Source organism: Petrotoga miotherma DSM 10691 (assembly GCF_002895605.1).
In the GTDB taxonomy this organism is placed as follows: domain Bacteria; phylum Thermotogota; class Thermotogae; order Petrotogales; family Petrotogaceae; genus Petrotoga; species Petrotoga miotherma.
This window is the reverse complement of the sequence record NZ_AZRM01000036.1, coordinates 14093-26708: the sequence shown is the minus strand read 5'-3', so window position 1 is coordinate 26708 and position 12616 is coordinate 14093. Positions and strand designations below refer to the sequence as shown.

Sequence of the window (12616 nt, the reverse complement as noted above, 5' to 3'; positions counted from 1 at the left end):
CTACGTTTTTTTGAGATAATCGAAAACCTCTTCAAGTTCTTCTAATTTTATATTGATTTCTTCGGGATCTTTAGAAGACGTTGCATCTTTCACACATGTTTCTATGTGTTTTTTCAATATTTCAGAGTGAGCATTTTTTAAAAGAGAAATTGTGGCTAACAATTGCTTAGATATGTCGATACAGTATCTCTCTTCTTCAATCATTTTTATGGCTGCATCAATCTGTCCGCGTGCTGTTTTAAGTTTTCTAAGAGCCTTTTCGTGTTTCATAAAATCGCCTCCTTTTTATCCATCCCACCAGGGGAGGGTATGAAAATTATAATCTATTTTTATTACGGTCAAATTAATTATTCCTTTTTATGGGACACAAAATCTTTAAAACTTATTAAAATAATATAAATTAGATCATTTACTCATGAGTTACTAACTCGTGAGTAAGTAACTCTAAAGTAAGTAAGTACTACACCACAAAGTTATGGTTTTGGTGAAAGGCCTATTATTGTTTCACAAAATATACTATAAAAATCCAAACCAATAAAAAAGACGCCTTATGCAGACGCCTTTTATATTTTTCAACAATCCAATATTTTAACTAGAAAACAGCTAAGTCATTTTTCATCCTCTATTAATTAGATTTCTACTCTTTTCACTTTAAGAGTTCGCAACCTGTTTAAAGCTGCCCCTACCTCGTACGGTCTTGGTTTTACATAATCACCATCAGGGTAGTTAAAAGGGGAGATAATTTTAAGTCCTTCTTTTTCTAAAATATTGAAGATTTTATTCAATATATCTCCCAATGAACTCTGGCCATCTATGATTCCTTTCTGTAAAGCAAAGACAAGGATATAACCAATTGTTTTAGCCTGTTCTCTATTTAAAAGCTGCTCAAGGTTACTCAATTCAATATTGTTTCTACCAAAATGAATAACATCTTTGCTTGAGGCTTTAACTTTGAATTTATTTCCCCGCTTAGGGTTAATACTATCAGGGTCGGGAACCCTACGACAAATTCGACCAAATTTATCAGAACTTTCCTCTTTTCGCTGGGTAGGAAGCTCTATTGCAATCTTGTGTGCCAGATCTGTTACATCCTTAGGTCTATATTCATCCATCATGATCACATGATCTGCAACATCAAAGTAATCTCCAGCTCCTCCAACTACGATCACAGTAGAGACTTTATAATCAGTATATAAGCTTTTGACTTTATCAATGAAAGGAGTAATAGGTTCCTTATCTTTAGTAACCAACCTTTGCATTCGGGAATCTCTAATCATAAAATTAGTAGCACATGTATCTTCATCAATTAATAATAGTTTAGTACCTATCTCTAGGGCTTCTATAATATTGGCAGCCTGGGAAGTACTTCCACTAGCATTCTCGGTGCAAAAATCTGTTGTTGTTTCACCCTGAGGTAAATTATTAATAAAGGGACTAATATCAACCTTTTCAATTCTTCTGCCATCTTCGGCTCTTATCTTAACAGCATCTTCTCTGGTAACGACATATTCCCGCCCATCACCAGGGATGTGGTTATAAACCCCTTTTTCTATAGCGTTAAGTAGAGTTGATTTTCCGTGGTATCCACCCCCCACAATAAGGGTTATTCCCTCTTTAACCCCCATACCTTTAATTTTTCCTAAATGGGGAAGATCAAAAGTTACTTCATATTCTGGTGGTGACATAAAATGTACAACTTTATTGCCAGTTAAAGGACGATCATCAATCCCACTTTGTCTAGGTAAAATTGAATCATTTGCAATAAAAGCCACCAACCCCTGTTCCTCTAATTTGCCTCGTAAAGTCTCTTGATCCTCAATGACTTGAACATGTTTTTTCAATGATGAAGAGTTAATATTGTCATAATAAAGAGTAGAATTAATAATTTTAGGTAGTTCATCAAAAAACATTTTATAAGCTTCATTGCCCAGTACTCTACGACCAGCGGCGGGTAAACCTAAACTAAGCCGGGCCTCTATCATATCTTTATTAAACTCAACAGAGGTTCTTTCCAATACTTCCTGACCTGTCTTAGTAATGGCGATCAGTCCGCTTTTTCCAGATCCCCTTTGACCTTTGCTATATTTTTTTATGGCTCGCTCAATTAGTCTGGTTAAAAAATCAGTCACTGCCATTCGTCTTATCTTATTTTCCCAGAACCAGGCTGGAAAATTTGTTACTTGCTGGTCTATTCTAATTAGAATGCTGGAAGGACTGGCAAAAGGATCTCCTTGTACGTAAGGTATCCCTAACTTGTAATAGCCAAAATCATACCAGTTTGACTGTATCTGTTTATAAGCCTTATACCCTCTTCCATTAATATTTTTGAGTGTCTTTTTTAATTTATCCTTGTTTTGCATCTTCAAACCCCCAAAAAAGGCGCCTTATACAGACGCCTTGTATATTTTTCAACAATCTAATATTTTATCTAAAGATTAACTAAATCATTTACCCATATAGTATTTCATCAGTATTTCTGCAACCTCGGCTCTTGTGAATTCTTTTGGTGGTTTTTCTCCTTTTGAAAGCATTTCCCTCACCTTTGTCCCACTAAGGAACACATGATCTTCTTTTCCGTGTGGACATGTTTTTGCCGTAGCCATATTTTCACACTTGGTGCAATAAAACGCGTGTTCAAATTTTAGTGGCACTATCCCTATCTCTTCGGGTTTAAACTGGTCAAATATCTCTTGAGCTTCGTAAGTTCCATAGTAATTTCCAACACCTGCATGGTCTCTTCCTACAATAAAGTGTGTACATCCATAGTTCTTTCTACATATAGCATGAAAGATAGCTTCTTTTGGTCCGGCGTATCTCATGTTAACAGGAAACACCCCTAAAAATACCCTTTCTTTTGGGTAATACTTGTCCAGTATAACTTCGTAGGATTTCATCCTCACATCGGAGGGGATATCTTCCTTTTTTGTTTTTCCCACCAATGGGTTTAAGAACAAACCATCGACGATTTCAAGCGCTGTTTTCTGCAAATATTCGTGTGCCCTGTGTATGGGATTTCTCGTTTGAAAGGCTACTATTGTTTTCCATCCCTTTTCAGAGAATAACTTTCTTGTATCTTTTGGATCGAGCCTGAACTCTTGAAAGTTTTCGTGCTCTATCCTGTTGAGTAAGGTAATCTCTCCACCTAATGCTATCTCTCCTTGCTCGTATAAAAACTTCACCCCAGGATGGGCTTTGTCTTGTGTTTTGTAAACTTTCAGTGCCTCTTCTTCTTTTCTTCTTTCAAACTTGTCTTGAAGATGTAGTATCGCGTACTCTTTTGAATCTTCTTGGTTCTTTATCAATACATCTTCTCCCACTTTTAGTTCGTCTGCAATCTCTTTTTTTACCGATAGAATTATAGGAATGGACCATACCGTTCCATTAGATAACCTCATGTTGTCTAAAACAGAATCGTAATCTTCTTTTGTCATAAACCCTTCTAATGGGCTGAATAGTCCAGTTGCAATGTTTTCTAACTCAGATAGATCAAAATAAGATACACTTATACTTTTTAACTCTTTCGATCTTTTTAACCATTCTTTTTTTTCTTCTTCGGTAGCTATTTTGTTGATCAATTTTCCACCGTGTGGCTCAATCATTTTTTAGACCTCCATAGTTTTTAATCATAAAGCTTTTTTAACGCCCCTTCACCCCGCTCCCCACCCTTCTATGGAAGGGACCTGCGGTCCCTTAGACCCTGGCGGGGGAGGGCTCCGCCCTGTGACCCTTTTAAGGTCAAAGTCTTATTCATAAAACTTGTTTTAGCGCCCTTCCCCCTGCTCCTCACCCTCTAAGGAAGTAACCTGCGAATCCTAATCCAGCAGGTAGGAGGGCTCAATCAGACCTATCAAACTTTCTTCAAATGATATCATTGTTTCTCAGATATTCAATAACCTTTTCAACCGATTCATCTATGCTTTCTACATCGGTATTCAAAATTAACTCAGGATTCTCAGGCTCTTCGTAGGGAGCTGAAATCCCTGTGAAATTTTTTATTTCGCCTTTCATCGCCTTTTCGTACATACCCTTTGGATCCCGGTTTTTCAATTCATCAAGTGGACATTTTACGTATATCTCTATGAATTCTCCATCTTTTACTAACTCTCTTACCCTCTGCCTATCTTTTTTGTATGGGGAAATGAAGGCTGTCATTGTAATTATCCCAAGATCAGAGAATAACTTTGCAACTTCTCCTATCCTTCTAATATTTTCCTCCCTATCTTCTGGGGAGAATCCTAAATCACCATTTAAACCGTGTCTGATGTTGTCTCCATCCAAAACATACGACAACTTTCCCATTTTCAACAATCTTTCTTCCAAATCATGTGCTATAGTCGATTTTCCGGATCCAGATAACCCAGTAAACCAAAGGATTACTCCCTTTTGCCCTAAAAATCTTTCTCTGTCTTCTTTTTTTACCTTCCCCGCATGCCATACTACATTCTCACTCTTTTTTCTCTCCACTTTTATACCTCCCAAAAGCTTTATTGATAATTCTTAATAAAAGCACTCTGTCAAGAAGATTATACTCCAATCAGAGGGCACAGTCAAGTTAAGGTATTAGAACATATGCGGGGATTATGTTAAAATGGAAAGTAAAACTGGCTGTGGATAAAAAAAGAAGGGCGAGTGTATTCGCCCTTTTGTAGTTATTGTACGCTTTCAGCTAGAGATTGCTTAGCAATATTCACGTATTCATTGAACCCCTCTGGATCGTTTACAGCAAGTTCAGAAAGCATTTTTCTGTTTATGTCGACGTTGGCCAATTTCAAACCATGAATTAACTCATTATACTTCAAGCCTTCCGCTCTTGCGGCAGCGTTGATTCGTGTTATCCAAAGTTTTCTATAATCTCTTTTTTTGTTTTTTCTACCTGCATAAGAATATTTTCCGGATTTATAATACTGTTGTTTTGCTAATGAATAGCGTCTACTCAACGCTCCTGTGTATCCTTTGGCTGCTTTCAAATATTTTTTCTTTTTTTTGCGAGAAGAAACAGCTCGTTTAATTCTCATATTCTATACACTCCTTTTTAACTTAAGTTTAATTCAAATCATCATTTTAATCCGATGGATTTCTTAACTTTATCCACTATTTCCCTAGGTACTTCAACCTCTTTTTTAAGTCTTCTCATATGACTGCTTTTCTTGAAGCCTGTATTATGCCCTACATTATTTCTATGTCGTAGAATTTTCCCGCTTTTAGTGACTTTAAACCTTTTTTTTGCTGAACCTTTTGTTTTTAATTTAGGCATCTTGATTCCTCCTGATTTTTAGAATATAGATTACTTATTTTTGGTCTTCTTTGACTGGTTCTAGAATAATATCCATATCTTTACCCAATAATTTTGCCCCTCTGGAAACTTTCGCTATATCGGATGTCATAGACACCACTTTGTCAAGTATTTCCCTGCCTTTCTCTTTAAAAAGTATATCTCTACCTAAAAACATAATTACTACTCTTACTTTATGGCCATCTTCTAAAAATTCCCTTATCTTTTTCAATTTGGTGTTGAAGTCATGTTCATCGATTCTGAGTCTGAATTTCATCTCTTTAACAACTTGTTTTTTTTGTTTTTTCTTCGCTAATTTTTCCTTCTTCTCTTTCTCATAGATATATTTACCATAATCCATCATTCTAGCAACCGGAGGTTTAGCTTTAGGGGCTACTAAAACTAGATCTACTCCCGATTGTTGGGCTAATTTTAACGCTTCCTTTGTTGACATTTCTCCAAGTTTGTTTCCATCTTGATCTATTAACAGTACTTTTCTAGCTCTGATCTCTGTGTTTTTAGCGACTTTATCGCTTATATACAATCACCTTCCTTATTTAATTGATAAAAAATGGGTGACACCTGCGTCACCCATTATTTTCAAAATACAAAAAATTCTCTTTTTCTCAAATAAGAGCCATTTTTTCAACATTGGTACCCCTGACGGTTTTTGACTATTCCCGGGGTGGGAAGCTAACTACGGGTGACTTCCTCTTTATTTTTTATATAATATTAAATTCTGGTGGGCCATGCGGGGATCGAACCCACGACCTACTGATTAAGAGTCAGTCGCTCTACCAGCTGAGCTAATGGCCCTATACCACTTTTTAATTATACCTTAACTCTATTTGTTTGTCAAGAAGCGATTTGGTCTGATTCTTTACTTGACGAAGATGAAGAAGACTTTGATTTGGATTTTCTTGAATCCGTGATGTAGAAACCTTCTCCCTTAAAAGAAATTCCCACGTTACCAATTATCTTTTCAGTTTCAGAACCGCATAGTTCACATTTAACTTCGGGTGTTTCATTCATAGAATGCAAAACAGTGAACTCATAACCACAATTTTTACATTTATACTTATATAGAGGCAACTTTATCCTTCCCCCTTTTTGTATTTTTTGACAAAAAATCACGAATAATCAAAATATACCATATCAAATTTATATGAAATTTTATATGTTATGGATGTTAATAGTTTTTTTATTTGTCTATTTGACCAGTTTCCATATACCAGAGATATAGATCTAATTTCCCCAATGGTTCTCCAACCATCTTTGATAAAACTCTGAGTTCTTTTTCAAACTTTGTGTACTTTTTCTCTGTCCAAGAAGGTTTAGGTATTTCTTTCACAAGATTATAATTCTTTATAATTCTCATTATATGCTTATCTAATATAGCGACGTCTTCTCTTCCCACGTTTCTTAAAAAATGGCTAGCTTCTTTCCAACCTATGCCTTTGATATTTTCAACCAAAAATCTTCTACTTTCTGAAATATCTTTTTGAAGCAAGTTCTTCAAACGCCCGATTATCCATCTATTTTCAACTATGTATCGTGATCTGGTGTTTGGGAACCTATGTCCAACTTCTCTTAATTTTGATATTAATTGCTTTTCGCTATAATAAGCGAAACCTTCTTTTGTGATTATTTTCTGTGCTTTTATACCGCCCTTTGCCCTCCAATTTGCCGTTAATATACAAAAAGATAGTTCACAGAATAAATCCAATTCATCACCATTTTGTCCAATCTCTTTAAACTCTTCAAACCTTCTTTCAACTTCATCCTTGATGGTAAGCTTTAGTTTTTCTATTTTATTAACCAAAAGATCTGAAGGTTTTGCTATTTTTGAATGGGTCATCTATTACCTCCAAGAATGTATTAATTATTAGCTTTTTTTCTGTTAGATCTTACAATTAAATAAAAACCTATGATCATATATATTATAAGAGAAATAAAGATACCAAAAAACTCTGGCTGACTTAGCTGTTCCCATCCATTCAATAAAGAATTATTGCCTATGGTTATAGATGTGTGTTTTTCCAATAAATAGATGGTGTAAAAAGAGAGAATAAAAGCGCCAAATATTACAGAGATCATCGAAATAATTGACTGATAATTTTTTGAAAAGATTATCGCAACAATCACACCTAAGATAGCAAAAATTATCCAGGGAATGTAAGAAATGGAAAAAGGTAGATTATTCAACCATTCGCCATTTGAAGATATAATAAAAGTTCCTATTGAGTAGCCAACCAATCCGCCTAAAAGAAAGCCACCAACCACAAAAGCTATGTTAACCAGATGATAGAATACAAAACCGAAGATCAAACTAAATATCAGATAAATAAAAAAGCTGTAATCACCAAACGTTAGAACAAAATTACTAATTAACGGGATTTTTAGCAAATAAGGTATCACTATGGAATAAGAAGCATAGACACCCAAAAGAAAGATAGTAACTTTAAAAGAAATCTTTGAAAAAAGCAAAAGTATTAGGGATAAGGGCAACAAAATATAGACCGAATTAACTAACAATAAATAGAGATTTGTAAAAGCCTCGGTATTGATTAAATCGGGAGGAATCATATGAATTTCACCCCTTCGTAATTAAATTAGTTTTTTAAAATCTTAAACCAATTAATTGTATCACACAATTTTGATTGGCAAAATGATTTTTATGGTATAATTTTAGAAAAGATTTCAACTCCTTTGAATGGAGTGAAGAGTACTAAAGATTTCTATAGAAAGAAAAAAATCAAAAGTTAGAAGGAGGAATTAAATTGGAAAGTTTAAGAATCGAAGTTGATGAAGAATTTATAAATGGGTTAATAGACAAAGTTATAGAAGAAAATACTCAAGTGCAAGGCCTAAAAAATTTGAATGTACAACTGAGGGAAGATGGAATAAATTTTCAAATGGAGGTTAATTTTTTAGGGAAAGATTCAACAGTAGAATCCTTAATTAAAATTTTAGAAAAGCCTGAAGATTTAGAAAACGGTAAGTTACGTTTGTCCTTGAGTGGTGATGAAGGGGTTAGAAAGATTTTAGAAGGCATATTCTATATACTTTCAGAATTCAGTGAAGCGGTTTCTTCAAAAGATTACGAAATTCTAATAGATTTTAATAAAATAAAAATAAATCCATTTATTGATACTATGTTAAAATCTTTAAAAATTTCTCGATTTGTTCTTCAAGATGGAAAATTTGAATTAGTTCTCGACTTCAAAAAATAGGTGGTGAATAATGAAAGAAATATTGTTGGAAATAGACGAAAAGGCAGCCAAAGAATTCCTAATAAAAGCTTTAGAAAATAGTAAATTTCACTTCCTGAAAAGCATATTTGATCACGTATCCAATATAGAGTTCAGTGATAACGAAATTAGATTCAAGGTGTTGATGTTCAAATACTATTTAAAATTAAAGACATATCCTAAAGCGTTAACAGGAAGATACGAATTTTTTCATAATATCCCTGCAAAAATGATCAAAAAAGAAGAACTTCCAAAATTTGTTGAATTAAACGACAAGACAATAATTATCAATATCCCCGAAAATCCTATTAGCAAAAATATAAGTATAGAGAAATTTGAGATAAAAAATGGGAAATTAAAGCTCATTTTAGGTTTGAATTAAGAAAGGAGCAACAAATTATGGAAATAAATACCGAATTAATAAAAAAGTTAAAAAAACTATCCAACATAGAACTAAATCCAAGTGAAGAGGAAAAAATAAAAAAAGATCTAAACGATTTATTAGAGTATTTAAAAATATTGGACGAAATAGACGTTGACGGGGTTGAAGAAATGATCTCCCCAGTTGAATTCTCGACTTCCGTTTTAAGAAAAGACGAAGTAGACGGCTTTGAAAACAGAAAAGAAATAATAAACAACTTTCCAGAAAGTAAAGACGGTTTTCTCACTGTACCTGGTATACATATTAACGAGGAAGAATAATTTGAATACAAAAGGAAAAGTGTACGAAGACAAAGCTGTTGCTTACTTTTTGAATAGAGATTATCAAATAATTGCGAGGAATTTTTCTTACAGACACGGTGAAATAGACATTATAGCCTTAAAAAACAAAGTACTACATCTTATAGAAGTAAAAGGTGGGAAAGAAACTTTCGGTGATCCAGCTTTCAGGGTAAATTCTAAAAAACTAAAAAAAATAATGAAAACGGGGAATTACTTCATAGCTACTCATAAAAACCTAGAATTTGATGAAATTCAAATTGATGTAATTTCTGTCACCAACGATGGAGTAATAAATTATTACCCAGCTCAAAGGCTATAAAAAAGTGCCCCTGGAAGGAGTCGAACCTTCATTTGTGGATTAGGAATCCACCGTTCTATCCGTTGAACTACAGGGGCTTACTAAAGACAAAAACTATTATAGCAGAAAATTCGACAGCTGTCAATCAATGACGAATATTAAGGGTTTCTACTACTTGAAAAAAACAATAGCAAGTTTTAAAGTTTGTAGAAACAGTAAAATACTATATTGGGGGTTATAAGCATGAGAAAAGTTTTGGTTCTGATGATGGCACTTATCATGTTTGTGAACATGTTTGGGCTAAAGGTTATCATGGTCACGGATGCAGGAGGACTAGGAGATAAATCTTTCAACGATGGTACATGGGCTGGTGTTCAAATGGCTGTCGAACAACTCCCTGATATTGAAGCAGAAATCCTCATATCGAAAGAACAAACCGATTACGTTCCAAATCTCACCAATGCTGCACAGAATGGAGATGTGGTAATAGGGGTAGGATTCATGATGGCAGATGTTTTATTCAATATTGCAATGCAGTATCCTGATACATTTTTCATAGGGATAGACATAGAACCATCTCCTAATCAAGTAATTCCTTCTAATTTAGCTCTTTATACTTTTAAAGAAGAAGAAGGTGGATTTTTACTCGGATATTTGGCGGCTTCCATGACAAAAACCAATAAAGTGGGTTTTATTGGCGGGTTAGAAATTCCACCCGTTAAAAGGTATGAAATTGGGTATCGTTCAGGAGTTGAAGCTTTTAATCAAATCAAAGGTGAAAATGTAACGGTTATTACTGGTTACGTTGGTAGCTTTACCGATTCCTCCAAAACCAAACAAATTGCTCTTTCTCATTACGATCATGGAGCGGATATTATTTTCACAGGGGTAACTACCGCAGCTGTTATAGATGCTGCCAAAGAAGTAGGCTCGTCATTTTATGGTCTTCCTGATAATGCTCCTTTAAATCAAATTATAGAAGAATACTTTGAAAAAGGACGAGGGTATTTTGTAATTGGATACGATATGGACCAAGATTATATTGCACCAGGTTATGTTTTAACAAGTTCTAGAAAAAAGGTTGATGTTGCGGCATTTGAAGGAATCAGATCCGCATTATACGATAGAAATTTTAATTCCGGTCATCACGTTCTAGGGATAGAAGATGAAGGTATGGGTATCTCTCCCATGAAATATACGAAAGGAATGGTCCCAAATGAAGTCATTGCAGAATTAGTCTTTTTGCAAAAATTGATGAAGGATGGAGAAGTTGATATTCCCCAAAATGAGGCAGAATTAGGCTCTTTTGATGTAAATAGTATAAATATTCCATTTTAAATGATTCATACAGATGGGTGGGGAGCGTATCATCAAATATCATAGAAGACAGTAAAATGGCTCAATAAAGGAGGATAATATGGATAACGAAAATATCATAACCCTGTTTGATAATGGGAAACACAAATTCATTTTTTTGGGATCAGAAAGAAAAAGTCTGGAAGGCATTCCAACAAATCAGTATCTAATTGTTCATAACGATGAAGGTGTGTTACTCGATCCAGGAGGAGTACATGTATTCCCAAGAGTTCTTGCAAGCGTTGTTGAATTCATTGACCTGGGTAAAATAAAACATGTGTTCTATTCCCACCAAGATCCCGATGTATCATCAGGAATAACTTTGTGGGACAGCGTTTTAGAAACTAAGTTTTACATATCAAAATTATGGGAGCGGTTTTTACCCCATTTTGGAGTTTTTGAAAAATCAAGAATGGTTTTGATAGAAGATTCTGGAGGAAAGATAAAATTTAAAGATGGTGTTGAATTACAAATAATTCCTGCACATTTTCTACATTCAACGGGAAATTTCAACCTTTACGATCCAAGCTCTAAAATACTCTTTTCAGGGGATATAGGAGTATCTGTTTTCCCCGAAGGGAAAGATACGGTCTTTGTAGAAGACTTCTCAAATCACATTAGATACATAGAAGGATTTCACAAAAGGTATATGGCATCCAACAAAGTTTGCAAAAAGTGGGTTGACATAGTTAAAAAATTGGATGTTGAACAGATGGTGCCACAGCATGGGGCTATATATAAAAAGCCTGAGTATAAAGAATTCCTAAACTGGTTTGAATCTTTAGAGTGTGGGACAGATCTAATAGATAACATCTATAAGGTCGGGGCAAAATGAGTGGAAAGGAGAATTATACTGATACCATAAAAGGCTTAGCAAAAAGTGTGTACCATGAAAATCTTCTTGTTTCTTTCATTGAAAAACTCCAGGAAGTATTGGGAGAGAGGTTTAAGGAAGTTAACGATTCAACTAATATGGTTGGAGAAACCCTTGTTAAACTTATAGAAAGTATAGAAAACACTTCAAATGTAATTGAAAAAACAGTTGAAACTGGAGAAGAAGAGAAAAAAAGGATTTCTGTTAATAATGAAGAAATCATCTCCAAATTGAAAAAATTTGGTAAGGATTTTGATGAAGTAGGAAAAGATGTAGAAAAATCACTAGAAAGTGTATCGCATTTGATGGATAATTTTCAAGAAATAGAAGAATTAACTAACGTTATAAAAAACGTTGCCAAACAAACTAACATACTCTCGATAAACGCCTCAATAGAAGCCGCAAGAGCAAAAGAAGCCGGTAGAGGATTCGCTGTAGTAGCCGAAGAAATTAAAAAACTATCATCAGAAACTAACATCGCATCAAGTAAAATATCTGAAAGAATCGTCAACCTCTCAAATCAGGTACTAGAAGTCAAAGAAATAATCAACAAATTAGAAGCAATATTTGCAACCATAACCGATTCAATTGAATCCGCTCTTGTAACGTTAAATGGGAATTTATCGTTTATGGATGAATTAACGCAAAATTTGGTTTCAGGAAAAGAAGAACTTAAAGAAAACACCAACAACTTGCTGGCATCAAGAGAAAATATAGAAGAACTTGTGGACAATATACATACCTTGGGAAAAGTCTTAGAAACAGTATTGCAAATGCAAAATAAATTGAAAGAAATTGAAATTTAACAACCAAGTTAATTGTCTAAAAGAGGGAAATGTGTT

At 34.3% G+C, this 12616-nt stretch carries 17 protein-coding genes and 2 tRNA genes; 7 read left to right on the top strand and 12 right to left on the bottom strand.

Annotation, left to right across the window (positions count from 1 at the left end):
• The 11 genes from X928_RS07300 to X928_RS07250 all read right to left on the bottom strand — a co-directional run bounded on the left by X928_RS07300 (position 1) and on the right by X928_RS07250 (position 7858).
• Complete coding sequence (locus tag X928_RS07300) at positions 1 to 270, bottom strand: metal-sensing transcriptional repressor (protein ID WP_103077007.1); 270 nt, start codon at positions 268 to 270, stop codon at positions 1 to 3.
• A gap of 359 nt (positions 271 to 629) precedes the next feature.
• Complete coding sequence (locus X928_RS07295; protein ID WP_103079146.1) at positions 630 to 2360, bottom strand: ABC-ATPase domain-containing protein; 1731 nt, start codon at positions 2358 to 2360, stop codon at positions 630 to 632.
• An 84-nt stretch (positions 2361 to 2444) separates the two neighbouring features.
• Positions 2445 to 3599: a sulfate adenylyltransferase gene (sat, locus tag X928_RS07290; protein WP_103079145.1), complete on the bottom strand. Its 1155-nt coding sequence runs from the start codon at positions 3597 to 3599 to the stop codon at positions 2445 to 2447.
• Positions 3600 to 3858: 259 nt separating this feature from the next.
• Positions 3859 to 4464 (bottom strand): adenylyl-sulfate kinase, encoded by a 606-nt coding sequence (gene cysC, locus X928_RS07285; protein WP_103079144.1) that lies wholly within the window; start codon positions 4462 to 4464, stop codon positions 3859 to 3861.
• Positions 4465 to 4649: 185 nt separating this feature from the next.
• Positions 4650 to 5015: a 50S ribosomal protein L20 gene (gene rplT / locus X928_RS07280; protein WP_103079143.1), complete on the bottom strand. Its 366-nt coding sequence runs from the start codon at positions 5013 to 5015 to the stop codon at positions 4650 to 4652.
• Between the two features lie 41 nt (positions 5016 to 5056).
• Positions 5057 to 5254 carry a large ribosomal subunit protein bL35 gene (locus X928_RS07275; RefSeq protein WP_211286498.1) on the bottom strand — a complete coding sequence of 66 codons (198 nt, stop codon included), beginning with the start codon at positions 5252 to 5254 and terminating at the stop codon, positions 5057 to 5059.
• A 34-nt stretch (positions 5255 to 5288) separates the two neighbouring features.
• On the bottom strand, positions 5289 to 5816 hold the full coding sequence (gene infC, locus X928_RS07270) for a translation initiation factor IF-3 (protein ID WP_103079141.1): 528 nt from the start codon (positions 5814 to 5816) through the stop codon (positions 5289 to 5291).
• Between the two features lie 196 nt (positions 5817 to 6012).
• Positions 6013 to 6088, bottom strand: a tRNA-Lys gene (locus X928_RS07265).
• Positions 6089 to 6127: 39 nt separating this feature from the next.
• Positions 6128 to 6364 (bottom strand): FmdB family zinc ribbon protein, encoded by a 237-nt coding sequence (locus X928_RS07260; protein WP_103079140.1) that lies wholly within the window; start codon positions 6362 to 6364, stop codon positions 6128 to 6130.
• A 109-nt stretch (positions 6365 to 6473) separates the two neighbouring features.
• The gene (locus X928_RS07255; protein ID WP_103079139.1) at positions 6474 to 7130 is read right to left on the bottom strand and encodes an N-glycosylase/DNA lyase; all 657 of its coding nucleotides are present in this window, start codon (positions 7128 to 7130) and stop codon (positions 6474 to 6476) included.
• Between the two features lie 20 nt (positions 7131 to 7150).
• A complete protein-coding gene (locus tag X928_RS07250; RefSeq protein WP_103079138.1) occupies positions 7151 to 7858 on the bottom strand; it encodes a hypothetical protein in 708 nt (235 codons plus the stop codon).
• Positions 7859 to 8052: 194 nt separating this feature from the next.
• On the opposite strand from X928_RS07250, the gene X928_RS07245 reads away from it, so the two are divergent.
• Genes X928_RS07245 through X928_RS07230 form a run of 4 tightly spaced genes read left to right on the top strand, consistent with a single transcriptional unit; the run spans position 8053 to position 9565 of the window.
• Positions 8053 to 8505 (top strand): hypothetical protein, encoded by a 453-nt coding sequence (locus X928_RS07245; protein WP_103079137.1) that lies wholly within the window; start codon positions 8053 to 8055, stop codon positions 8503 to 8505.
• Between the two features lie 10 nt (positions 8506 to 8515).
• Entirely contained in the window at positions 8516 to 8905 is a 390-nt protein-coding gene (locus tag X928_RS07240) for a hypothetical protein (RefSeq protein ID WP_103079136.1), read from the top strand.
• Positions 8906 to 8922: 17 nt separating this feature from the next.
• Positions 8923 to 9225, top strand: coding sequence for an Asp-tRNA(Asn)/Glu-tRNA(Gln) amidotransferase subunit GatC (gene gatC, locus X928_RS07235; protein ID WP_103079135.1), 303 nt, complete (start codon positions 8923 to 8925; stop codon positions 9223 to 9225).
• A 1-nt stretch (position 9226) separates the two neighbouring features.
• Positions 9227 to 9565 (top strand): YraN family protein, encoded by a 339-nt coding sequence (locus X928_RS07230; RefSeq protein WP_169926336.1) that lies wholly within the window; start codon positions 9227 to 9229, stop codon positions 9563 to 9565.
• A 5-nt stretch (positions 9566 to 9570) separates the two neighbouring features.
• Here the strand turns inward: X928_RS07230 and X928_RS07225 are convergent.
• Positions 9571 to 9642, bottom strand: a tRNA-Arg gene (locus X928_RS07225).
• 145 nt (positions 9643 to 9787) lie between these two features.
• Between X928_RS07225 and X928_RS07220 the strand changes: the two genes are divergently transcribed.
• The 3 genes from X928_RS07220 to X928_RS07210 all read left to right on the top strand — a co-directional run bounded on the left by X928_RS07220 (position 9788) and on the right by X928_RS07210 (position 12580).
• The gene (locus tag X928_RS07220) at positions 9788 to 10882 is read left to right on the top strand and encodes a BMP family lipoprotein (protein ID WP_103079133.1); all 1095 of its coding nucleotides are present in this window, start codon (positions 9788 to 9790) and stop codon (positions 10880 to 10882) included.
• Between the two features lie 79 nt (positions 10883 to 10961).
• The gene (locus tag X928_RS07215; RefSeq protein WP_103079132.1) at positions 10962 to 11735 is read left to right on the top strand and encodes an oxygen-binding di-iron domain-containing protein; all 774 of its coding nucleotides are present in this window, start codon (positions 10962 to 10964) and stop codon (positions 11733 to 11735) included.
• Positions 11732 to 12580 (top strand): methyl-accepting chemotaxis protein, encoded by an 849-nt coding sequence (locus tag X928_RS07210; protein ID WP_103079131.1) that lies wholly within the window; start codon positions 11732 to 11734, stop codon positions 12578 to 12580. Before X928_RS07215 ends, X928_RS07210 begins: the two co-directional genes overlap by 4 nt.
• Positions 12581 to 12616: the final 36 nt, after the last annotated feature.